This window comes from Streptomyces sp. NPDC001922, assembly GCF_042891165.1.
Classification (GTDB): Bacteria; Actinomycetota; Actinomycetes; order Streptomycetales; family Streptomycetaceae; genus Streptomyces.
The window spans coordinates 12,025-34,839 of the sequence record NZ_JBIASV010000005.1 but is presented as its reverse complement, the minus strand read 5'-3'; the positions used below and the strand labels follow the sequence as shown (position 1 = coordinate 34,839).

Here is a 22,815-nt window from a genome sequence, read left to right as displayed (position 1 = left end):
GAGCGAAGGAATCATGCACAGAACAGGCACGCCACTCGCCCGTCTACTCGCCTGCGCGGCCGTCGTCCCGGTGATGCTGGTCGCCGGCTGCTCCTCGGACTCCGGCTCCGACTCCGGCTCGAAGAACACGGGCTCGGGCGCGTCGAAGTCCTCCGGGCCCAGCGCCGAGCCGTCCGTCGAGGCGGCGAAGTACGCCAAGCTGCCCCAGCCCTGCAAGGCTCTGTCCAAGGAGACGGTCAAGGACATCGTCCCGAAGGCCAAGGACGCCGGCGGCACGACGGGCGAGTCCGACGACAGCAACGCCCGGGGCCTGTGCTCCTGGAACGGCCTCGACGGCTTCCAGTACCGCTGGCTCGACGTCGCGCTGCAGCGCTTCGACTCCGACCGGACCCTGGGCAGCGGCGAGAGCCGCGCCAAGGCCTCCTACGCGAAGCAGGTCGACGCCGCGAAGGGCGCCGCCGACGAGAAGGGCGCCAAGGGCCTCAAGAGCGGCACCGCCGCCGGCGTCGGCGACGAGGCGTCCACCTTCCGCTTCGAGCTGGAGAAGGACAAGGAGGACTTCCGGAACCAGACCGTCGTGGTCCGGACCGAGAACGTCGTCATCACCCTCAACTACAACGGCGCCGGCTACGAGAGCGGCAAGACGCCGAAGGGCGAGGACCTGCTGAAGGACGCCGAGAAGGCGGCCAAGGAGGTCGTCGCGTCGGTGGCCGAGGCCAATGGCGCTGGCGCCCCGGCCGACTCCGGCAAGGACGACGCGGAGAAGGACGGCAAGGGCGACACCGAGAAGGACGATTCCGACAAGACCGGCACGGATCCGTCCGGTTCGGACAAGGGCGACTCCGACAAGGCCTGAGGTCGGCAGGCCTGAGGTCGGCAGGGCTGAGGTCGGCAGGGCTGAGGTCTACAGGGCCTGACGCCGGCCGGGCCTGCTCCGGCAACGCGGGCTCCGGCAAGGCCTGTTCCCGCAAGTCCGGCTCCGGCCCCTGAGCCGCATATCACCGAATACGCCGACAGCGGTGCCCGGGTTCCCACGGACCCGGGCACCGCTGTTCGTACGCGTGTGCCAGAGTGTCCGCGCCTGATGCCGACCGTTGGAGGGGATCGCGGGTGGCCGCGACGCAGCTCACACGCACACATCGCATACTGATCGGCGTGGTCGTCGCCGGCGCGATCGTGATCGCGGCCATCGGCTTCGCCGGTTCGTACTCGGCGGTGCGCGAGCTCGCCGCGAAGAAGGGCTTCGGCAGCTTCTCCGCCTTCTTCCCCATCGGCATCGACGCGGGCATCGTCGTCCTGCTCGCCCTGGACCTGCTGCTGACCTGGATCCGCATCCCGTTCCCCCTGCTGCGGCAGACGGCCTGGCTGCTGACCGCCGCGACCATCGCGTTCAACGGCGCGGCCGCCTGGCCGGATCCGCTCGGCGTCGGCATGCACGCGGTGATCCCCGTCCTCTTCGTCGTCGCCGTCGAAGCGGCCCGGCACGCCGTCGGCCGGATCGCCGACATCACCGCCGACCGGCACATGGAGTCGGTCCGCGTCGCCCGCTGGCTGCTGGCCTTCCCCTCCACCTTCCGGCTCTGGCGGCGGATGAAGCTGTGGGAGCTGCGCAGCTACGACGAGGTCATCCAGCTCGAACAGGACCGGCTGGTCTACCAGGCCCGGCTCCGCGCCCGCTACGGCCGCTCCTGGCGCCGCAGGGCACCCGTCGAGTCCCTGATGCCGCTCCGGCTCGCGCGGTACGGCGTGCCGCTCTCCCGGACCGGCGCCGCGGGGCTGGCCGCCGCCGGCATCGACCCGGCGGTCCTGCCGGCCGGCGGCCGCTCCGCGGACCGCACCGGTCAGGCCGCGCTGCCGGCGTCCGGGGCCGACGGCCGGTCCGATGGTCCGGAACGGGCCGACGGCCACGCCGCGGTGTCCGCGCCGGACGGGACCGACGGCGGCGCGCGGCCGCACCCGTCGGCGCGGGAGGACGGCCGGACGCCCCCGGTGACCGGCGGTCCGCAGGACGGGCCCGGCACGGGGCTGTTGACCGGCCCCGCCGACGACCGGCGCCCGAACACGGGGCCGGAGGAGGAGCCGTACACCGCGCCGCGGCCTCAGGAGCCGTACACCGCGCCGCAGGACCCAGCGTGGGGCGCCGCGCCGCGGGACGAGGCCGGTGCGCCCTCCGGGGAGCAGACGCCGCAGGTCACCGTGCCGGTCGCGCCGGGCCGGGTCCGAGCCCTGCGCAACGCCCGGCTCACCGGCTACTCGGCCGGAACCGGCGCCTACCCCGCACCGCACCGGGACGCGCCCCAGCCCGAGGGGCGGCAACAGGACGGGCAGGAGCAGGACGTACGGGGGGACGCACCCAGTCGGGAGGCGCCCCCGCGCGAGGCGACCCAGCCGCGGGACCCGGCGCCCGCACCCGACCACGAGCTGTTCGTCGACCCGTTCGCCGGCACCGAGGCCGACGCCGACGACCCGGTGGCCGGTCTGCCCGACGACGTGCCGCGCGACGAGGCGTACTTCGCCGCCTACCGCCAGTACGTCGCCGAGAGCGGAGTCTGGCCCGACACCCGCCAGTTCGGCCGGTACCTGCTGGACCGGTACGGCGTCCGGGGGCGCAGCGGGGGCCCGCTCAGCGAGAACTACCTGCGGGGCTACACCCGGGAGTTCCGCGACCGGCTGCGGATGGAGATGCAGACCGAGCACTCCCCGTGAGCCGCCCGGGCCCGGAGGACGGGCCCGGAGAGCCGTCCCGACCCGCCCGATCGGCCCGTCCCGCCCGATCGGCCCGGACCGACCCGACCGGCCCCGACCGGCCGGCATCGGCACACCTGCACCTGCACCTGCACCTGCACCGTCATCAGCACCAGCGCCGCCGGTCCCCGGACAGCACGGAGGGCCGCCACCCCTCCTCGGGATGACGGCCCTCCGACGACCTCACGGCCACGACACACAGCACGCCTTGCGCACCGCAACGCGCACCGCAACTCGGCGGTACGTACCGCACCCGGCGCTGCGCACCACACCCGGCAGTACGCTCGCGCCCGCCGCCGGTTACGCGCCGAGCAGCTTCCGCACCCGGTCCGCGCCCACCGCCAGCAGCAGCGTGGGCAGCCGCGGCCCGGTGTCCCGTCCGACGAGCAGCTGGTACAGCAGCGCGAAGAACGACCGCTGCGCCACCTTCAGCTCCGGCGTCGGCTTGGCGTCGGGCTCCAGGCCGGCCTGCACCTTCGGCACGCCGTAGACCAGCGTGGTCAGGCCGTCCAGCGACCAGTGCTCGTCCAGCCCGTCGAGGAGCAGCCGCAGCGACTCCCGCTCGGTGTCGCCGAGTGCGGACAGCGCCTCGGTGTCCGGCTCCTCCCGGACCCGGGTGCGCTGCTCGGCCGGGACCTGGGTGGTGATCCACCGCTCGGCCCGGTCGAGCCGCGGCCGCGCGTCGTCCAGCGAGCCGACCGGGTTCGCCGGGTCGAGGTCGCGCAGGATGCGGAGCGTCTGCTCGTCGTGGCCGGTGGTGATGTCGACCACCGAGGCCAGCGTCCGGTACGGCAGCGGGTGCGGGGTGCGGGGCAGCTCACCCGCGGCCGTGCGGACGGCCCGGCTGTACGCGGCCGCGTCCGCCGGCTGGACACTCTCGTCCCCGATCTTGCGGTTGAGCGCGTCCCACTCGTCGTACAGCCGCTGGATCTCCTGGTCGAAGGCGATCTTGAAGGACTGGTTCGGCTTCCGGCGGGCGTACAGCCAGCGCAGCAGCGGCGCCTCCATGATCTCCAGCGCGTCGGCCGGGGTCGGCACCCCGCCCTTGGAGCTGGACATCTTCGCCATGCCGCTGATGCCCACGAACGCGTACATCGGGCCGATCGGCTGCTCGCCGCCGAAGACCTCCTTGACGATCTGCCCGCCGACCACGTACGAGGAGCCCGGCGAGGAGTGGTCGACACCGGACGGTTCGAACACCACGCCCTCGTAGGCCCAGCGCATCGGCCAGTCGACCTTCCAGACCAGCTTGCCGCGGTTGTGCTCGGAGAGCCGGACCGTCTCGGCGTGACCGCACTGGCAGGTGTAGCTCAGCTCGGTGGTCTCGTCGTCGTAGGCGGTGACCGTGGTCAGGTCGCGGTCGCACACGGAGCAGTACGGCTTGTACGGGAAGTAGCCCGCCGCCGCCGTGCCGTCGTCCTCGCTCGCCGCGCCGGAGCCCTCGGCCGCGGCCTCCGCGGCAGCGGCATCGGCCTCGTCGACCTTGCCCTTCTGCTGTTGGGGCTTCTTGCCCTGGGCGCCCTTGGCCTTGTCCTTGTCCTTGTCCTTCGTCCGGTAGCGGTCGAGGACGGCGTCGATCCGCGCGCGCTCCCGCATCGCGAACAGGATCTGCTCGCGGTAGGCGCCCGAGGTGTACTGCTCGGTCTGGCTGATCCCGTGGAACTCGATGCCCAGCTCCTCGAGCGCCTTGATCATCGGCGCCTTGAAGTGCTCGGCCCAGGAGGCGTACGGGCTGCCGGGCGGGGCGGGGACGCTGGTCAGCGGCTTCCCGATGTGCTCGGCCCAGGACGGGTCGACACCGGCCGGCACCTTGCGGAACCGGTCGTAGTCGTCCCAGGACAGGATGTGCACACAGTCATGGCCGCGGCGGCGGATCTCGTCGGCGACCAGGTGCGGGGTCATGACCTCGCGGAGGTTGCCGAGGTGGATCGGCCCGGACGGGCTGAGGCCCGAGGCGCAGACGATCGGTTTGCCCGGGGCTCGTCGCTCCGCCTCGGCGATGACCTCGTCCGCGAAACGGGAGACCCAGTCGGCCTCGGTGCTCTGAGCCACGGTTGGCACTTCCTTCTTCCTCTGCTTCCTCATGCTCGAAAGCCTGGCGAGCCCATTGTCCCAGACGGTCCGGGACGGGCGGACGGGGTTTTCGCCCGGCGGGGCGGCCCGGCCCGGGCCGGCGGGGCGGCCCGGCCTCCACCCCGGTCACGGCCCTTCCCGTCGGCCCCGGTTATTGCCTGGCGGGGCGGAGGCGGCAGCGTGGGATACTGGCCGGAATCCCCTTCCCCACGACGGAACGGTACGCAACCCATGGCTTCGGTCCCCTCGCTCGCCGCTACGGTCCACCAGCGCGTCGCGGACGCCCTCTCGGCTGCACTGCCGGAGGCCGGCGCCGCCGACCCGCTGCTGCGACGAAGCGACCGGGCGGATTTCCAGGCCAACGGGGTGCTGGGGCTCGCCAAGAAGCTCAAGGCGAACCCGCGGGAGCTGGCGGCCCAGGTCGTCCAGGGGCTCCCGGCCGACGGCGTCCTCGCCGACGTCGAGGTCTCCGGCCCCGGCTTCCTCAACATCGCGATCACCGACGCGGCGATCGTCTCCACCCTGGCCGCGCGGGCCGCCGACGACCGGCTGGGCGTCCCGTACGCGGAGAACCCGGGCACCACGGTGATCGACTACTCCCAGCCGAACGTGGCCAAGGAGATGCACGTCGGCCACCTCCGCTCCACCGTGATCGGCGACGCGGTCGTGCAGATCCTGGAGCACCGGGGCGAGACCGTGGTCCGGCGCCACCACATCGGCGACTGGGGCACCCAGTTCGGCATGCTCATCCAGTACCTGATCGAGCACCCGCACGAGCTGGACCACGAGTCGGACGCCGCCGACGGCGAGGGCGAAGCGGCCATGTCCCGGCTCAACCGCCTCTACAAGGCGTCGCGCACCCTCTTCGACTCCGACGAGGAGTTCAAGACCCGCTCCCGGGACCGGGTCGTGGCGCTCCAGTCAGGCGACACCGAGACCCTGGACCTCTGGCACAAGATCGTCGACGAGTCGAAGATCTACTTCCGGGGCGTCTACGACAAGCTCGACGTCGAGATCGTGGACGAGGACATCGTCGGCGAGAGCGCCTACAACGACGACCTCCAGGCCGTCGTGAAGGACCTCGAGGAGTCGGGCGTCGCCGTCCGCTCCGAGGGCGCGCTCTGCGTCTTCTTCGACGACGTCAAGGGCCCGGACGGCAACCCGACGCCGCTGATCGTCCAGAAGTCCAACGGCGGCTTCGGCTACGCCGCCACCGACCTCGCCGCGATCCGCAACCGCATCGGCACCCTCAAGGCCGACACCCTCCTGTACGTGGTGGACGCCCGCCAGGCGCTGCACTTCCGGATGGTCTTCGAGACCGCCCGCCGGGCCGGCTGGCTGCCGGAGGGCGCCGCGAAGCAGCTGGCCTTCGGCACCGTGCTCGGCAAGGACGGCAAGCCGTTCAAGACGCGTGAGGGCGAGACGGTCCGGCTGGTCGACCTGCTCGACGAGGCGATCGAGCGGGCCACCGCGGTCGTCCGCGAGAAGAGCGAGAACCTGGGCCTCTCCGAGGAGGAGACCGTCGAGCGCGGCAGCCAGGTCGGCATCGGCGCGGTGAAGTACGCGGACCTGTCGACCTCGATGTCCCGCGACTACATCTTTGACCTGGACCGCATGGTCTCGCTCAACGGCGACACCAGCGTCTACCTCCAGTACGCCTACGCCCGGATCCAGTCGATCCTCCGCAAGGCGGGCGACGTCGCGCCGGCCGCCCACCCGGAGCTCCCGCTGGCCCCGGCGGAGCGCGCACTGGGCCTGCACCTGGACGAGTTCGCCGAGGTGCTGTCCTCCGTCGCCGAGACGTACGAGCCGCACAAGCTGGCCGCGTACCTCTACCAGCTGGCCTCGCACTACACGACGTTCTACGACCAGTGCCCGGTCATCAAGGCGGAGACCCCGGCCATGGTCGAGAACCGCCTGTTCCTCTGCGACCTGACCGCCCGCACCCTGCGCCAGGGCATGTCGCTGCTGGGCATCCGGACACCCGAGCGGCTCTGACGCTGCGCGGACCGACGCGTTACGCGAACCCCGTCCCTTGGCTCAGGGGGCGGGGTTCCGCGTGTCCGAGGGTGGCGCGTTGGCGCCGGGGGCCGTTCTTGACGCGGCTCAGCGACCAGGAATCTCAGAAGTCGACGGTGTCGAGGGCCAGACCGAACGGCTGCGGCAACTGCACCGGCGTACCGAACGGAAACGGCCCCTCCGCCCGCGTGTAGCCGAGCTCCCCCGGCTCCGAGAACAGCGTGCACGTCCGTTCCTGCCGGTCCACCAGGAGATACAGCGGAGCCCCGTACTCCGCATACCGGCGGCGTTTGACCGTACGGTCCGTCTCGGCGTTCGACTCGCTCGTCACCTCGACGATCAGCAGGGTCTGATCGGGCAGCAACGCGCCACCGCCCTTGGCCACCGACCGCTCCACGACGGCGATGTCCGGCACGTACCAGTTGCTGCTGCCCGGCAGATCAAGATTCCCGGACCCGGCCACGCACTTCAGCTCTTGCACCCTGGGCGCGATCTGCAGGCGGACGGCGTCGGCTGTCGCCTCGTGATCCCACGTCGCTGACGCCAACTCGTGCCGTCCATCGATCACTTGCACACGATCGTTCTCGTCGTATGCGGCACCATCGGCGATGCCCGGCCCAACAGGTGGGTTCTCCCTGCCGTCCGGCACCTGCCTCACCCCTCTCCCAGCTCGAACCAGAGCAGCTTGCCGCTGAGCCCGTACGGCGACTCCCCCAACGCGAACCCGCCCCAGTCGTCGGCACACATCCGCACCAGCGGCAGTCCCCGCCCTCCCTCCTGCTCCGGCCCCGGAGGCTCGTAGGCATCGAGCCCGGGGAGCGTCGGATCGGTGTCCCACACGCTGACCCGCAGCAGCTTGCCGTCCCGGCAGATCCGCATCGAGGCGGGCCCCGGAGCGTACCGGTGGGCGTTGGTGACGAGCTCCGACGCCAACAGCTCGGCGGTGTCGGCCGGTTCACGGACGTCATAGGCGTCGAGGATCGTTCGCAGGGTACGTCGGGCGATGCGCGGGGCGATGGGGTCGTGCGGGATCTGGAGGGTGTAGTCCCAGTCGAGTCCCTGCGAGGCGCGAATCATGCAACTCTCCTGTGTGCGGGGATGGTTGACCCACGCGAGCCCGACGCCGCGCGGTGGCTCTGCCGCATCCCCCCAGGGCATACCTGTGCCAGGGCAGCGAGGCAGGGAGGGGTACGGTGCACTTCCGGACGGACGGCGACGCAACGTGAGCGACGTGCCACACACAGTAGGACACTCGGGTGGATGGTTTCTACCGCAAGGGGATAATTCTGCTAACCATCCCTGACGAGGCACTGCGCAACGCGGATCAGCGGACCCCACTCCCGGAGAGGACCTATGGCACCGAGGACAACCCCGACAGCCCGGCAACAGCGGCTTGGAGCCGAGCTACGGAAGCTCCGCGATCGCTCCGGGATGTCCGCTCGCGAGGCCGGTGCACTGCTGGGCGGCGACCAGGCCCGCATCAGCAACATCGAGACGGGCCGCACTCCTGTCAGCGCCGAACGCGTCCAAACCTTGGCGCGCAACTACGACTGCCCTGACGAATCCCTGATCGCGGCGCTGGCGGCGATGACCGGCGAACGCAGGGACGGCTGGTGGGAGGAGTATCGCGGCATCCTGTCACCCGGCCTGCTGGACCTCGCCGAGTTGGAACACCACTCCGTCCATCTCCGCACCGCACAGACGGCAAGCCTGCCCGGCCTGCTCCAGACCCATGACCACGCACGCGTGGTCTTCCAGCAGGGCGTCCCGGCGCTACCGCCGCCCGAAGTCGAACACCGAGTCTCGTTCAGAATCAAGCGGCAAGCGGTCCTCTACCAGGAGTCGCCTCCCCCGTACGAAGCCGTCATCCATGAGGCGGCACTGAGGATGCAGTTCGGTGGCCCCGCCGTCACCAAAGCTCAGTTGCGACACATCCTGGAGATGAGCGAGCGGGACTGCGTCACGATCAGAGTCATCCCGTTCACCGCCGGCGCCTACCCCGGCTCAGGCCAGACGATCTTCTACTCTCATGGCCCGGTGCAGCAGCTCGATACAGTCCAGTTGGATCAGTCACACGGGACAGTGCTTCTCGACGCAGAAGCCCAACTGGCCAAGTATCGAACCCTCCTGCACCGCATGGAAGCAGTGGCCCTGACCCTCGACGAGTCCCGGAAGTTCATCCACTCCATCGCACGTGACCTGTGAAGGACCGACCATGCAGACGCCTGAGTGGCACAAGTCTTCCTACTGCGCCGAAGGCAACAACTGCCTCAACCTCGCCGCCGGACCCGACGGAACCATCCTTCTCCGCGAAAGCGAAGCCCCCGACGTGATCGTGACGACCACCCCGGACAAGCTCAGGGCCTTCATACTCGGGGTCAAGGCGGGAGAGTTCGACCACCTCGTGAAGCCGGCACCCTGAACAGCAGTGCCCCGCCCTCCACGGGCGGGGCAGCGCACATGGTCTGGAGCCTCCGACTGCCCCAAAGGGGTCAGCGGTCCACAGCCTGCAGCTCCTGGACGTTCACATCCTGTGTGGTCTCGAAGGTGCCGTTCGGCAGGTCCCCCTTCGCGCCACCGGACCCTTCCCAGGAGACCTCCCAGGTCACGGATGCCTTCATGGCGTACGGCTTCCCGCTCGTCGCTCGCAGGTACGTGATCCCGCACGGCGGGGTCTTGCTCCCTTGGCCCTTCGTGTACGGGGTCCCGATGCTGCCGTCGCCATTGATCGCACACTCCCCGGAACCTGGGTGGAGTTCGGCGTCCTTGGTCCCCGGTTCCAAGTGCAGCCCGACCGGCTTGGCCGTGGTCTCCGCCCACAGTCCGGTACCCGGCAGCTCGGCACGGACCTTGACGTCCTTGAACTTCCCCTTGTCCAGCCACGCCCAGGTGGGCAGGTTCACGGTCGACCGGGCCTTGGGATTGAGCTCGACCTCGGTGTCCGGCACGCGGATCTTGTCGTACGCGTAGGAGGCAAGAACCTCAGGGGTGGGGGCATGCTTGTCGTCCGGGACCGTGCCGGCGTCCTGCCAGAACATGATTCGGCCGCAATCCCAGGCCTTCCGGTCAAAATCATGGCCCTTTGCAACAACACTGCGCCAGAACATGCCATCTTTTCCGACGTTGTAGTTCTTGTAACCCTTCGCTGTCGATCTCCGGCCGGTATTGACGTTGAGATCTTCGTCCGGCTCCCCCTTGTCGTAATGATCGACGAAGATTCCGTTGCTCCACCACTCATGCGCGTTCACGTACCCGCCGCGACCGCTTTCAACGGCAGATTTCAGCTGCTTGGGCGAGAACACGGGCTCGTACCAGCAGGCAGGCGGCACCCAGTTGGGATCGACCGAAGCAAGCGCACCGGTGCGAACCTTCGACTGCTCCCCACCTGCTCCCTTAATGACGATCTTCGAATGAGAAACGGAGGCCATCAGATTTTCGCCGTCCGCTCCACCACCCACAGGATCGTCGCTGCCGCCAGCGCCCCTTTCGATATCATCAATAGCGAATGCAGAGTTGACCGCCGCGCCCCCCACCAGGGACGACATGACGAGGACAGCGATCGCCGAGCAGACCCTCCGCACAGTCAGCACTCCCCCCGTTCCGCCTCAGCACGCGTTGTCACCCACACGCCGTCGGAGTTCTTGGACAACATGACCCGGTACAGGAGATGGGGGTTCTTGCCGGGCCGAGTCCCCTTCATCTCCCCGGTCTTGCGATTCTTCGTATACCCCTTGCTTTCATCCATGCAATACAGCAGGATCCCCCTGCCATTATTTATGTGCACCTGAGGGCCGAAGATTCGCAGCACACCAACAAGAGTCTCATTTTCCTCAATGTGACCCTTGATGTATTCTCGCGCCCCCTTGAGGGAATCGTCGGAGTTATAGAAATCTACGGATTCCGAGCGATCATCCTTATTGATGATGGCCTCATGCTCGGCCCGCAATTCCTCTTTGCCGTCATCGAGGATCGCTTGGAGTTTCGGGTCGGCGTTCGCCCAACCCTCAAAGTTCATCCTGAAGTTGTCCGGCAGCTTGACTTCGGGACGGCCCGCTCGCGGATGCGACGTCGATGCGGCCTCCGAAGGCTTGCCCGCGCCTTCCTCCGCACCATTGATCTTGTCGTCCTTCGGTTTGCTGTCGCCTCCACCACAAGCTGTCAGCACCATGGCGGCAGCGATCGCGGTTACGGCGACGGACAGGCTTCGGGCACTCAAGAGCTTCCCCTTCTGGGCGGTGACAAGGAGTACCCACACTAGTACGGCACGGAGTTGATGCCGAGTGGGGCCCTTCGAGTCATTCATCCCGAAGGGTTACGCTTTGACTCAATGCCCCGTACGCCACGCCCTCGCGTGAATTCGGAAGTCCTCCATCAGACCGTAAATACCCACATTCGGCAGATATGCGCAACCGTCACCACAGGCCGGCCGACTCGCATGCCTTCCGGTGCTGACGATGCATGGAGTGCGGTTCAACGTCGAACGCGAATGGTCCGCATTCGCCACCGCCCACTGGTCGGGCGCCTCGTGGCGCGACAGACGATCTCGGCTCGCGGAGACACCAAAAGCTGTCCGGCTCGGCCGGGAGGCTGAGGCTGACGCATCAGGTCACGAAGTGGTCGAACTCCCCTGCCTTCACGCCCAGGAAGAAGGCGCGCAACCTCTCGGGGGTCGTCTTGAGAACGGTCTCTGGGTCTTCGCTCTCGCAGAGCAACAGGACTCCATCCGCTCCGAGGGCCAGATTCAGGCAATTGCTAACGCCCTGACAGTAAGAAGATTTCTGCCATTCCGACTGGTTCATGGACCTCACTACCTCAGTATTCCTGCGCAGGGGTGGGTAATCCTGATCGCGCGATTAGTGAGCCGACTCCCAATGTGTACTACCTGATGAGAGCAGGCACCAACGTTCATGGCAGTGCTCTGGCAAAGAGGAGCAGACCGGTAAGGACCGAGAGGCCGAGGGCCCAGGCATTGGACGCAAGGTTGAGAATCAGCTTCTTACGGGGTCACAGTTTGGCGCCATGAAGCATGCATTGGCCATAGAGGAACTCGCAGATCCGGCGAGGAACAGGAGCATCCCACTCGGCGTCGGGCTTGACTGCGCCCGAAGTGCCACCACGAGCCCGAACATGAGCCTGATGGGTGCTTGAAGACACATGAAACATCATCTGCACAACGGTGAAGCCACGGCGCCCCGCACACCATCAGCGCCCAATGCCATTGGACCGGTACCGCGATGGTGTTGAGTCGCCACCCGTCCGGTGCGGAGAGGCACGGAGTCCATCCGCGTGGTATCTCCTGGTGGTGACGCACCAGCCGACGCGGCTCGCAAACTCCAGCCGCTCGCCGCTCCCTCGCCCCCGGCCCACAAGGGAACGGCGCCCCCGTGGCCGGAGCCCGGCAGCACCCGAGAGGTTGGCCGAGTTCACCGCGGGATACGGTCACGGCTGGGCAGATGGCGCCATGCGCATACAACGGCCCCCTGGGTAAGGCTTGTTGCACCTGGCGTACGGTGAACTACACCCGGTAGCGTCGCGGTTCAGGTGTTCACCTTCAGCCGTCGGAGTCGGGGCGAGCCACGATCTGCCTCCATTGCGGCATCGATGACAGCCCCGCGCACGGTGCATGACGTGCCCCGGTCGAAGGACAGACCCTAGGGCCGGGCAAGGGCCTGCCCTGCCAAGCCTTCACAACAGAGCCGGAAGCGTTGACTTTTCAGAGGGTTGACCAGGGGGATCCAGATGAGCGAGAGAACGAGAGCGGACACTGACCTGATCAAGGATTGCTCGAACTCCCTGTTCCGAATCCATCGGGAATTCAAGGAGAACAGCAACCCCGCAGATGACTGTGAAAAATCCCTCGGGAGTGATGAGCTCCGCAACATTTTCGACGACTTCTCCGAAACCTGGAAGAAGACGCGCAAGAAATTGATGGAAGACATTCACCATCTGGCCAAATTCACACAGACCGCAGCTGAAGCGTATGACAAGGTGGATCACGAGCTGGCTCAAGCCCTTCGCGACACCCGCAAGTCGAGGAGGAAGAAATGAGCTCCCGACCGCATGACTGGGAACCGCTGCACGACGGCGACCCCATTCCCGGCGATCCCCACGAAGTGGCCAGGCTCGGAAAGCGTCTGCGCCGGATGGCCGACGAGATCGACAAACAGGCCGACAATATCAAGGCTCTTTCGTCGGTCGAGAGCTGGGACAGCGATGCCGGTCGTGGTTTCCACGAGATAGCTGATGGAACCGCAGCACGGCTGAAACGCGCATACGACCGCTACGACGAGGCAGCCAAAGCACTCGGCACCAAAGTCGTGCAGGGCGAGTCCAACGAGTACGCAAGTGAGCTGAACAGAGCCCAGAAAATTGCAGACAAGGCTCTGGATAAGTTCCGCGAAGCAGAACGCGAACAAAAGCACGCCGGCGCGGATCTCGAAAAATTCCACGGCACGGTCCCCAGCGCCGACGATGCCACAGAACGAACCAGGCTCGAGAAAAAGCGTGATGCGGCGATGGACGTCATTCGTCGTTGCCATAGCGAGGTCGGCCGAGCAAAAATTATTCGCGATGATGCCGCAAAAGCGGCAGCGAAGCACATCAGAAACACAGTTCACCATGATGGCGTCCGCGATCAAGGTGGAATCATGAATTTCCTGGCCGATTGGGCGGATAGATTCGCCAACCTTTCAGCGATATTCTCGATTCTAGCCGTCATTTGCGTATTCGTCCCTCCCCTGGAAGTCCTCGCCCCCATCTTTGGTGCGCTTGCCGTATTGACCAGCGCGGCAGCGCTGGTGGGACACAGCTACGACATGTCTGCGCGCGGCGGGGAACTCAACGGCTGGAAGCTGTTCTTCGACGGACTCGGGGTCATGCCAGGCCTGGGATCCCTCAAGGGCTTCAGGGCCGTCAAGGGTCTCAGCGGCCTCAGTAAGCTTCGGGGGGTTCGCTTCAGCGGCAGCGACGCCTTGGCAGGAGTTTCACACAAGTTCTTCAACGGACTCGCTGTGACAGTTGTCAACGGGGTTCTCGTGAAATCTGGGAGGCCCGCGATCACAGGTGAACGGATCACCGCAGGAATCAAAACAGGATCCTTTGTGGGAGCCTTGGTCAAAATATTTGGAGGTCACAACGGCGAGCGGACGGGTGACCCAGGCGACCCGCCGAAACCCACACCGGCTAGCCCCTCACCTCGCCCTTCACCGCAGCCGAAGCCCTCACCACAGGCCTTTCACACCGCCCTGGCGCACTAGCGTCCGTTTCCTCCGTCGAAGGGAATTATCAGATGTCTCAAGATCACGAGCTGGAGCCGGGAGAGTACCGAGCGCGCGGCGGCATCGTCAGGAAGATGGTGCCGGGTGAGGCTCTATTTGCAATTCCGGAGGCTCGAGAACTTGCTGACAAACAGGGCCGGAAGCTGGGGTTCGATTTCCTCGACGATTCTGCGGTATTGCGGATGCTTCGACTCCGCCACTACGACGACACTCAACTGCGCGGCATCGGAATGAAGCTGGGACTTCCGTCCGCATTGGCTCTCACCGGCCTGTTTCTCTACTGGGGAGGGTATGTCCAGTACTGGGAATCCTCCAAGTCGCAGACGGCCTTCTACGCCATAACGGCTGCGATGGTTGCCGTCATCCTTATTCTCTACATTGTTTTTCTCGCTCGACACTGGGGTGATCGCGCCAGGCAGAAGGTCCGAGCGCGCGCCGCTGCATACAGAGACATCGCCCATACTGCGGGGCGCCACGGCGCCGAACTCCCCGAGTTCTACCCACATTATGGCCCCTACCCCTTCGCGGCCAATTTTCATCCTGAGGCGCCAGAGCTCCTGCTGCCGGGTGAGGAAGTTTCTTCGTGAACTCTTCTCACCACAACCAGAATCTCGATGAGGGTTTTCTGGATGTCAAGTGGGTGATGCCCAAGGGCTTCTTCGAGCTGCCGATGGAAGCAGAGTCCGTGGAGGAACTCACGGAGCAGCTGATCCGTCTGGCGCAGGAGGTGCTTCCGAGCGGCACACCGGACATGCAGTACCAGTGGGCCGCCCTGTGCGGAGCCAACTACGATGCTTTCGTTGAGGGCAGCGTACAATACGCCGGATTCGTGGCGACGGAGGTTGATGACCAGCGGTGCACCGCCACTGTCCACGTCTCCCTCATGGACCTTGCCGAAGAAACCAGAAGAGACCCGATCCGAGCCACGATGGCAGCGTTGAAAGCGCTCAACATAGGCGAAGTCCAGGAGATCTCACTTCCGTGCGGTCCAGCAGTTTCTTGCATCGGCAGCCGTAAGGCTGCGGTGACAGGGGAACTGACGCCATCCGGAAACGACGAGCCCTTTTGGACTTCGTTCATCCAGGTGCAGATCCCTCTTCCCAACGGAACGGCTGTCGTATTCGAGCTGGCTACACCCACTCAGGAAGGGTGGGATGTCTTCTCTTCCATGTTTGCGGGGGTTGTCAAGAGTGTTCGCATTTTTGCCCCCGCTGAACACGCTGTGGAGATGTCAACTTGACCACCATCGACGAGATCAAGCCGCCTGAGGACTACCAGATCCTGGTGCCGCGAGACTGGTTTCGAATCGACCTCACGATTGAAGGCTGGCGTCCACAGCTGAAGAAGTTCGTCGACCTGCAGGCAGAGCACGGCCCCATGCCTGCAGAAACAAGAAAAGAGCTGTGGCGAACCTTGCGGAATACCGCCGAGGACGCCGCCGGGCGGGGTGCTCTGGAGTTGTTCCTTCGCACTGGCGTACAAGGTGATCTGAGCGCTCCAGCAACGCTACTGGTCTCGCTGCTGCCGCTGAGGGGGGAACTGCGGACTTCCCCTGCCGACCTCTCCCAGGCATTGTCAGCTCGCAATCGCAACGGGGGCACCGTGGCGATTGCCAGCGTCCCCGCGGGAACCGCAGTTCACGTCGTGACTGACACGACACAGGACTTCTATTTCGAGATGCCAGGCGGGGTCGGCTATCTCCTTCTTGCCTTCTCAGTACCCCTGGGGGACGTCGCGACGCCGATGGGCGAGTTGTGCAAGGCTATCGCTGCGTCATTGCGCTGGGTGTGAGGAATCGATGGGTGATCTTCATCAGGAGTCACCGTATCCGGCCAAATCCCCCCACCCGAACAACCATCCGGCGCATCCGGCCGTCCAACCCGGCGACACCGCATCCGATCGATTTCCAGGGGGGAAACATCATGCGACGTTGGGGTACCGCGGCGGCCGCGCTCGTGCTTGCCGCCGCCGGGCTGACGGCAACGGCCGCTTCGGCGACCGCCGCCACGGCCACGAAGGCGAACACCCGGGCCGAGGCCTGCGCCACCGCCTGGGGCAGCGGCGACAAGACCGCGGACGTGACCGCGTACACGCCGCTGACGAACATCAGGACCGGCCGGCACGACTGCTACGACCGGATGGTCATCGACACCCGCGCCGCGGGCGGCCACAAGGTCGGCTACCAGGTGCGGTACGTCGACAAGGTCTACCAGGACGGCTCCGGCACGGCGATCCCCGTAGGCGGCGGCGCCGTCCTCGAGGTCCGGGTGGCCGCGCCGAGCTACGACCCCGAGACGGGCGCGGCGACGTACGCGGGGCGCGCGGGCAAGCCGCTGCCCGGCGTGAACATCAGCGGCTACCGGACGTTCAAGGACACCCGGTTCGTCGGCAGCTTCGAGGGCGACACCCAGATCGGTCTGGGCGTCCGCGCCCGCCTGCCGTTCCGCGTGCTCCAGCTCCCCGACCGGCTGGTGATCGACGTGGCGCACACCTGGTCCACGGCACGCTGACCCGAAAGCACCTCCGCACGGACCATGACGACGGCGGCGCCCCGTACCGAGTACGGAGCGCCGCCGTCGTTCACATTCCCGTTCACATCCCGCGATCCCGCGATCCCGGCCGGGAGAACTACTCCCCGCGCTGCAACCGCCGCGCGACCTCGGTCGCCCAGTACGTCAGGATCGTGCCCGCGCCCGCGCGCTTGATCCCGGTCAGGGTCTCCATGATCGCGCGGTCCCGCTCGATCCAGCCCTTCTCGGCCGCGGCCTCGATCATCGCGTACTCACCGGAGATCTGGTACGCGGAGACCGGCACGTCCACCGTGTCCGCGATCTGCCGCAGGATGTCCAGGTACGGCAGCGCCGGCTTCACCATCACCATGTCGGCGCCCTCTTCGAGGTCGAGCGCCAGCTCCCGCAGCGACTCCCGCGCGTTGGCCGGGTCCTGCTGGTACGTCTTCCGGTCGCCCTTCAGCGACGAGGCGACGGCCTCGCGGAACGGCCCGTAGAACGCCGAGGTGTACTTCGCGGTGTAGGCGAGGATCGCGACGTCCTGGTGCCCGGTGCCGTCCAGCGCTTCGCGGATCACCCCGACCTGGCCGTCCATCATGCCGCTCGGGCCCACCACATGGACGCCCGCGTCCGCCTGCACCCGCGCCATCTCGGCGTAGCGCTCCAGCGTCGAGTCGTTGTCGACCCGGCCGTCGTCGTCCAGCACGCCGCAGTGGCCGTGGTCGGTGTACTCGTCCAGGCACAGGTCGGACATGACGACGAGGTCGTCGCCGACCTCGGCCTTCACGTCCCGGATGGCGACCTGGAGGATCCCGTTCGGGTCCGTGCCCTGGCTGCCGACCGCGTCCTTGGCCTCCGGGATGCCGAACAGCATGAGCCCGCCGACCCCGGCCTCGACCGCCTCCGCGGCGGCCTTCCGCAGGGTGTTGCGGGTGTGCTGCACGACGCCCGGCATCGCCGAGATCGGCACCGGCGCGCTGATGCCCTCCCGCACGAAGGCGGGAAGGATCAGCTCGGCCGGGTGCAGCCGTGTCTCGGCCACCATGCGTCGCATGGCCGGGGTGGTACGGAGCCGTCGGGGACGGGCCCCGGGAAAGCTTCCGTAAACACTCACGTGCGCCTCCTGCGCGATCCGGGCCGGCGCTCGCTCGGCCTGGTGACGTGTTCGCCCGCCTCGACGGCGGCGTCCCGGCGCTTGGCGCCGAAGTCCGCGAGCGCCTCGGCCAGCTTGTGCACCGACGGCTCGGGCGACAGGACGTCCACGCGCAGGCCGTGCTCCTCCGCGGTCTTCGCGGTGGCCGGGCCGATGCAGGCGATGACGGTGACGTTGTGCGGCTTGCCGGCGATGCCGACGAGGTTCCGCACCGTGGAGGACGAGGTGAACAGGACCGCGTCGAACCCGCCGCCCTTGATCGCCTCACGGGTCTCGGCCGGCGGCGGCGAGGCGCGCACGGTCCGGTAGGCCGTGACGTCGTCCACCTCCCAGCCCAGCTCGATCAGACCGGCCACCAGGGTCTCGGTGGCGATGTCGGCGCGCGGCAGGAACACCCGGTCGATCGGGTCGAAGACCGGGTCGTACGGCGGCCAGTCCTCCAGCAGGCCCGCCGCCGACTGCTCGCCGCTGGGCACCAGGTCCGGCTTCACGCCGAAGTCGACCAGCGCCTTGGCGGTCTGCTCGCCCACGGCCGCGACCTTGATCCCGGCGAAGGCGCGGGCGTCGAGCCCGTACTCCTCGAACTTCTCCCGGACGGCCTTCACGGCGTTGACCGAGGTGAAGGCGATCCACTCGTAGCGGCCGGTGACCAGGCCCTTGACCGCGCGCTCCATCTGCTGCGGGGTGCGCGGCGGCTCGACGGCGATGGTGGGCACCTCGTGCGGCACCGCGCCGTAGCTGCGCAGCTGGTCGGAGAGCGAGGCGGCCTGCTCCTTGGTCCGCGGGACCAGGACCTTCCAGCCGAACAGCGGCTTCGACTCGAACCAGGAGAGCTGGTCGCGCCGTTCCGCCGCACTGTGCTCGCCGACGACGGCTATCACGGACTGCCCGCCGTCCGGCGACGGCAGCACCTTCGCGGACTTCAGCACCTGGGCGACCGTGCCCAGCGTGGCGGTCCAGGTGCGCTGCCGGGTGGTCGTGCCGGCGACGGTGACCGTCATCGGGGTGTCCGGCTTCCGTCCGGCGGCGACGAGTTCACCGGCGGCCGAGGCGACCGAGTCCAGCGTGGTGGAGACGACGGCGGTGGCGTCGCTGGTGCCGACCTCGCTCCAGGACCGCTCGGTGGCGGTCCGGGCGTCCAGGAAGCGGACGTCGGCGCCGGTCCCGTTGCGCAGCGGCACACCGGCGTACGCGGGTACACCCACCGCGGTCGCCACTCCGGGCACCACCTCGAACGGAATGTTCTCGGCGGCGCAGGCGAGCATCTCGGCGGCGGCGTCGCAGTCCATGCCGGGGTCGCCCGCGACCGCCCGCACGACCCGCTTGCCGCCCCGTGCGGCCCCCATGACAAGATTGGCGGCATCCCCCGAGGCGGGATCCGTCGCGGAGGCTGACGGCTCGTCATGCCCCGCTTGCGGGATGTCCACCCCTGCCCTGGCGTGCGTACGCACTACGTCGAGCACCTGGGGATCGGCGATCAGCGTGTCCGCGTTCGCCAGCGCCTCGACGGCGCGCAGCGTCAGCAGTCCCGGATCTCCGGGTCCGGCACCGAGGAAGGTGACGTGACCGAGACCAGCCTGTGGTGCTCGTTGGATCTTTGCGGCAGTGGGGCTCAAAGTGCTCGCTCCCCCATCAGACCGGCCGCACCCTTGGCGAGCAGTTCGGCGGCGAGTTCACTGCCGAGCTGCAGGGCGTCGTCGTGGGACGCGGGTACGGGAGCGGTGGTGGACAGCTGCACCAGCGTCTTGCCGTCGGTGGTGCCGACGACGCCGCGCAGGCGCATTTCGGTGACAACCTGCCCGTCGGCCAAAAGGTCGGCCAGCGCCCCCACAGGTGCGCTGCAGCCGGCCTCCAGGGCGGCGAGCAGGGATCGCTCGGCGGTCACGGCGGCCCGGGTGTACGGGTCGTCGAGCTCGGCGAGCCGGGCGGCGAGGCCCGCGTCGGACGCGGAACACTCGACCGCCAGTGCCCCCTGGCCGGGGGCGGGCAGAACGTTGTCGACGGGCAGCTTCTCAGTCGCCTCGTCGATACGGCCGATCCGGGTGAGCCCGGCGGCAGCGAGGACGACGCCGTCCAGCTTGCCGGAGCGCACGTATCCGATACGGGTGTCGACGTTGCCGCGTATCGGAACGGTTTCTATGTCGCGGCCCAGGGTGCGGGCCCACGCGTTGAGCTGCGCCATCCGGCGCGGGGAGCCGGTGCCGATGCGGACCGGAGCCTTCCGGGACTCCTCCGCCAGCTGCTCGAACGTGAGGCCGTCGCGGGCGACGAGGGCGTCCCGCGGGTCCTCGCGCGGCGGCACGGCGGCGATCACGAGCTCCTCGGGCTGCGTGGTCGGCAGGTCCTTGAGCGAGTGCACGGCGAAGTCGATCTCGCCGCGCAGCAGCGCGTCGCGCAGCGCGGTCACGAAGACCCCGGTGCCGCCGATCTGCGCCAGCTGCTCCCGTGAGGTGTCGCCGTACGTGGTGATCTCGACCAGCTCGACCGGGCGTCCGGTGAGCCGGCGGACGGCGTCCGCGACCTGCCCGGACTGGGCCATGGCCAGCGTGGAGCGACGGGTGCCCAGGCGGAGCGGACCGCTGCCGGAGCCGGCCGCTTCGCGCGAGGTGGTGGAGGGGGTGGTGTCGTTCATGCCCGCTCCTGTCCGGGGTCGGTGCTGTCGGCCCGGCTGACGGCGGCAACCGCCTGCGGGTCGAGGTCGAAGAGTTCCCGCAGCGCGTCCGCGTACCCGGCGCCGCCGGGCTCGCCCGCGAGCTGCTTGACCCGCACGGTGGGCGCGTGCAGCAGCTTGTCGACGACGCGGCGCACGGTCTGGGTGATCTCGGCGCGCTGCTTGTCGTCCAGCCCGGGGAGGCGGCCGTCGAGGCGGGCGATCTCGCTCGCGACGACATCGGCGGCCATGGTCCGCAGGGCGACGACGGTGGGGGTGATGTGAGCGGCTCGCTGAGCGGCGCCGAACGCGGCGACCTCCTCGGAGACGATGCCCCGGACCCGGTCCACATCGGCGGCCATGGGCGCGTCGGCGGAGGCCTCGGCGAGGGTTTCTATGTCCACCAGCCGGACGCCGTCGACGCGGTGCGCCGCCGGGTCGATGTCCCGCGGCATCGCCAGGTCGAGCAGGAAGCTCTCCCCGGTGCGGCCCGCGGCCGCGGTGGCGACGGCCTCGCCGGTGAGCACCAGCCCGGTCGCGCCGGTGCAGGAGACGGTGAGGTCGGCGCGGGCCAGCTCGCCCGGGACCTCGTCCATCGGTACGGCGCGCGCCGTGAGGCCGGGGCCGGTCTGGTCGGCGAGCGCGCCGGCCAGCCGCTCGGCACGGTCGATTGTTCGGTTGGCGATCACCAGTTCCACGACACCCGCGCGGGCGAGTGTGGTCGCGGCCAGCGAGGACATCGATCCGGCGCCGATCACCAGGGCGCGCTTGCCGGACGCCCACTGCTCGACGGAGCCGCCCGCGGCGAGCTGTTCGAGACCGAAGGTGACCAGCGACTGACCGGCCCGGTCGATCCCGGTTTCGCTGTGCGCCCGCTTGCCGACCCGCAGCGCCTGCTGGAAGAGGTCGTTCAGCAGCCGCCCGGCGCTGTGCAGCTCCTGGCCGAGCGCGAGCGCGTCCTTCATCTGACCGAGGATCTGGCCCTCGCCGACGACCATCGAGTCCAGGCCGCAGGCCACCGAGAACAGGTGGTGGACGGCCCGGTCCTCGTAGTGCACGTAGAGGTACGGGGTGAGCTCGTCGATGCCGACTCCGCAGTGCACGGAGAGCAGCGTGGACAGCTCGGCGACACCGGCGTGGAACTTGTCCACGTCGGCGTAGAGCTCGATGCGGTTGCAGGTGGCGAGCACCGCGGCCTCGGCCGCCGGCTCGGCGGCGAGCGTGTCCTGCAGCAGCTTGGCCTGCGTGTCCGCGGCGAGGGCGGCCCGCTCCAGCACGCTCACCGGCGCGCTGCGGTGGCTCAGTCCGACGACCAGAAGACTCATGCCGGCATCACGGCGGGCACGTCCCCGTCGGGCCCCTTCCGGCCCCCGTCGGCTCCGGCGCGCAGCGGCGGCGGCGCCACGGCGCCCTCGTGCGCGCCGTCCTCGCCCGCCTTCCGCTGCTCGTGGAAGGCGAGGATCTGGAGTTCGATCGAGAGGTCGACCTTGCGGACGTCCACCCCGTCCGGCACCGACAGCACCGTGGGGGCGAAGTTGAGGATGGAGGTCACGCCGGCGGCGACGAGCCGGTCGCAGACCTGCTGGGCGGCGCCGGCCGGGGTGGCGATGACCCCGATGGAGACGCCGTTGTCGTTGATGATCGCTTCGAGCTCGTCGGTGTGGCGGACGGGCAGCCCGGCGATCGGCTTGCCGGCCATCGCAGGATCGGCGTCGATCAGCGCGGCGACCCGGAAGCCGCGCGAGGCGAAGCCGCCGTAGCCCGCGAGGGCGGCGCCGAGGTTACCGATACCGACGATCACGACCGGCCAGTCCTGGGTCAGGCCGAGCTCGCGCGAGATCTGGTAGACGAGGTACTCGACGTCGTAGCCGACACCCCGGGTGCCGTACGAGCCGAGGTAGGAGAAGTCCTTGCGGAGCTTGGCGGAGTTCACCCCGGCCGCGGTCGCGAGCTCCTCCGACGAGACCGTGGGAACCGAACGCTCGGACAGCGCCGTCAGCGCACGCAGATACAGCGGAAGCCGGGCGACGGTGGCCTCGGGAATCCCTCGGCTACGGGTCGCCGGTCGGTGAGTTCGGCCAGTTGCCACGGTGCTCCTGCGGGTAGAGCGGGGCTGCAGGCGGCCACACGTCCCAGGGCCACCCCGTCGACAGCAGGCTATGTCTTTGTGAACGCGTGCACAAAGATGGTGTCCGCTTTGTCCGACCAAAGTGACCGGGGTCACGCGTATCGATCTCATGATCGCGGAACCGCCCACAAGGCAGATCTCCCCCGGTCGCCGCCGGGAGGGAACCCCACCCGCGGCCACCGGGACGGACCCGCGGCCGGCAAGGGTGCGTGGCCACGTTCCCTACGACTTTGCCCCCGAACCACCTGAATCGTCCATGC

Annotated in this window: 22 protein-coding genes; 11 read left to right on the top strand and 11 right to left on the bottom strand. The window is 68.3% G+C overall.

What is annotated here, in order from left to right:
* Positions 1-13: 13 nt before the first annotated feature.
* Both ACFYYR_RS10075 and ACFYYR_RS10070 read left to right on the top strand, forming a co-directional pair.
* Positions 14-856: a DUF3558 domain-containing protein gene (locus ACFYYR_RS10075; RefSeq protein WP_388849423.1), complete on the top strand. Its 843-nt coding sequence runs from the start codon at positions 14-16 to the stop codon at positions 854-856.
* 254 nt (positions 857-1,110) lie between these two features.
* Positions 1,111-2,706 (top strand): DUF2637 domain-containing protein, encoded by a 1,596-nt coding sequence (locus ACFYYR_RS10070; protein ID WP_388849420.1) that lies wholly within the window; start codon positions 1,111-1,113, stop codon positions 2,704-2,706.
* A gap of 339 nt (positions 2,707-3,045) precedes the next feature.
* On the opposite strand, the gene lysS is transcribed toward ACFYYR_RS10070, so the two are convergent.
* Positions 3,046-4,806 carry a lysine--tRNA ligase gene (gene lysS / locus ACFYYR_RS10065; protein ID WP_388850312.1) on the bottom strand — a complete coding sequence of 587 codons (1,761 nt, stop codon included), beginning with the start codon at positions 4,804-4,806 and terminating at the stop codon, positions 3,046-3,048.
* A gap of 243 nt (positions 4,807-5,049) precedes the next feature.
* Between lysS and argS the strand changes: the two genes are divergently transcribed.
* The gene (gene argS / locus ACFYYR_RS10060) at positions 5,050-6,816 is read left to right on the top strand and encodes an arginine--tRNA ligase (RefSeq protein ID WP_388849416.1); all 1,767 of its coding nucleotides are present in this window, start codon (positions 5,050-5,052) and stop codon (positions 6,814-6,816) included.
* Positions 6,817-6,940: 124 nt separating this feature from the next.
* On the opposite strand, the gene ACFYYR_RS10055 is transcribed toward argS, so the two are convergent.
* Positions 6,941-7,447 (bottom strand): Uma2 family endonuclease, encoded by a 507-nt coding sequence (locus ACFYYR_RS10055; protein ID WP_388850309.1) that lies wholly within the window; start codon positions 7,445-7,447, stop codon positions 6,941-6,943.
* A 44-nt stretch (positions 7,448-7,491) separates the two neighbouring features.
* Positions 7,492-7,914 (bottom strand): ATP-binding protein, encoded by a 423-nt coding sequence (locus ACFYYR_RS10050; protein WP_388849413.1) that lies wholly within the window; start codon positions 7,912-7,914, stop codon positions 7,492-7,494.
* Positions 7,915-8,190: 276 nt separating this feature from the next.
* On the opposite strand from ACFYYR_RS10050, the gene ACFYYR_RS10045 reads away from it, so the two are divergent.
* Both ACFYYR_RS10045 and ACFYYR_RS10040 read left to right on the top strand, forming a co-directional pair.
* Complete coding sequence (locus ACFYYR_RS10045) at positions 8,191-9,042, top strand: helix-turn-helix domain-containing protein (RefSeq protein ID WP_388849410.1); 852 nt, start codon at positions 8,191-8,193, stop codon at positions 9,040-9,042.
* Between the two features lie 10 nt (positions 9,043-9,052).
* A complete protein-coding gene (locus ACFYYR_RS10040; RefSeq protein WP_388849406.1) occupies positions 9,053-9,259 on the top strand; it encodes a DUF397 domain-containing protein in 207 nt (68 codons plus the stop codon).
* A gap of 70 nt (positions 9,260-9,329) precedes the next feature.
* Here ACFYYR_RS10040 and ACFYYR_RS10035 read toward each other — a convergent pair whose 3' ends face one another.
* The 3 genes from ACFYYR_RS10035 to ACFYYR_RS10025 all read right to left on the bottom strand — a co-directional run bounded on the left by ACFYYR_RS10035 (position 9,330) and on the right by ACFYYR_RS10025 (position 11,636).
* Positions 9,330-10,382 carry a hypothetical protein gene (locus ACFYYR_RS10035; protein ID WP_388849403.1) on the bottom strand — a complete coding sequence of 351 codons (1,053 nt, stop codon included), beginning with the start codon at positions 10,380-10,382 and terminating at the stop codon, positions 9,330-9,332.
* A gap of 38 nt (positions 10,383-10,420) precedes the next feature.
* Positions 10,421-11,053, bottom strand: a complete 633-nt coding sequence (locus ACFYYR_RS10030; protein ID WP_388849400.1) for a hypothetical protein — start codon at positions 11,051-11,053, stop codon at positions 10,421-10,423.
* A gap of 385 nt (positions 11,054-11,438) precedes the next feature.
* Positions 11,439-11,636 (bottom strand): DUF397 domain-containing protein, encoded by a 198-nt coding sequence (locus ACFYYR_RS10025; protein WP_388849397.1) that lies wholly within the window; start codon positions 11,634-11,636, stop codon positions 11,439-11,441.
* Between the two features lie 940 nt (positions 11,637-12,576).
* Here ACFYYR_RS10025 and ACFYYR_RS10020 point away from each other — a divergent pair.
* The 6 genes from ACFYYR_RS10020 to ACFYYR_RS09995 all read left to right on the top strand — a co-directional run bounded on the left by ACFYYR_RS10020 (position 12,577) and on the right by ACFYYR_RS09995 (position 16,624).
* Positions 12,577-12,885, top strand: coding sequence for a hypothetical protein (locus ACFYYR_RS10020; RefSeq protein WP_388849394.1), 309 nt, complete (start codon positions 12,577-12,579; stop codon positions 12,883-12,885).
* A complete protein-coding gene (locus ACFYYR_RS10015; protein WP_388849390.1) occupies positions 12,882-14,093 on the top strand; it encodes a WXG100 family type VII secretion target in 1,212 nt (403 codons plus the stop codon). The genes ACFYYR_RS10020 and ACFYYR_RS10015 overlap by 4 nt, the downstream gene beginning before the upstream one ends.
* Before the next feature lie 32 nt (positions 14,094-14,125).
* Positions 14,126-14,701, top strand: coding sequence for a hypothetical protein (locus ACFYYR_RS10010; protein WP_388849387.1), 576 nt, complete (start codon positions 14,126-14,128; stop codon positions 14,699-14,701).
* On the top strand, positions 14,698-15,354 hold the full coding sequence (locus ACFYYR_RS10005) for a hypothetical protein (protein ID WP_388849385.1): 657 nt from the start codon (positions 14,698-14,700) through the stop codon (positions 15,352-15,354). Before ACFYYR_RS10010 ends, ACFYYR_RS10005 begins: the two co-directional genes overlap by 4 nt.
* Entirely contained in the window at positions 15,351-15,905 is a 555-nt protein-coding gene (locus ACFYYR_RS10000) for a hypothetical protein (RefSeq protein ID WP_388849382.1), read from the top strand. Before ACFYYR_RS10005 ends, ACFYYR_RS10000 begins: the two co-directional genes overlap by 4 nt.
* Positions 15,906-16,036: 131 nt before the next feature.
* On the top strand, positions 16,037-16,624 hold the full coding sequence (locus ACFYYR_RS09995; RefSeq protein ID WP_388849379.1) for a hypothetical protein: 588 nt from the start codon (positions 16,037-16,039) through the stop codon (positions 16,622-16,624).
* Positions 16,625-16,742: 118 nt separating this feature from the next.
* Here ACFYYR_RS09995 and hemB read toward each other — a convergent pair whose 3' ends face one another.
* Genes hemB through ACFYYR_RS09970 form a run of 5 tightly spaced genes read right to left on the bottom strand, consistent with a single transcriptional unit; the run spans position 16,743 to position 22,516 of the window.
* A complete protein-coding gene (gene hemB, locus ACFYYR_RS09990) occupies positions 16,743-17,738 on the bottom strand; it encodes a porphobilinogen synthase (protein WP_388849376.1) in 996 nt (331 codons plus the stop codon).
* On the bottom strand, positions 17,735-19,393 hold the full coding sequence (locus ACFYYR_RS09985) for a uroporphyrinogen-III synthase (RefSeq protein WP_388849373.1): 1,659 nt from the start codon (positions 19,391-19,393) through the stop codon (positions 17,735-17,737). Before ACFYYR_RS09985 ends, hemB begins: the two co-directional genes overlap by 4 nt.
* Positions 19,390-20,409: a hydroxymethylbilane synthase gene (gene hemC / locus ACFYYR_RS09980; protein ID WP_388849370.1), complete on the bottom strand. Its 1,020-nt coding sequence runs from the start codon at positions 20,407-20,409 to the stop codon at positions 19,390-19,392. Before hemC ends, ACFYYR_RS09985 begins: the two co-directional genes overlap by 4 nt.
* Positions 20,406-21,752, bottom strand: a complete 1,347-nt coding sequence (locus tag ACFYYR_RS09975; protein WP_388849367.1) for a glutamyl-tRNA reductase — start codon at positions 21,750-21,752, stop codon at positions 20,406-20,408. The genes hemC and ACFYYR_RS09975 overlap by 4 nt, the downstream gene beginning before the upstream one ends.
* Positions 21,749-22,516, bottom strand: a complete 768-nt coding sequence (locus ACFYYR_RS09970) for a redox-sensing transcriptional repressor Rex (protein WP_388849364.1) — start codon at positions 22,514-22,516, stop codon at positions 21,749-21,751. Before ACFYYR_RS09970 ends, ACFYYR_RS09975 begins: the two co-directional genes overlap by 4 nt.
* Positions 22,517-22,815 lie beyond the last annotated feature (299 nt).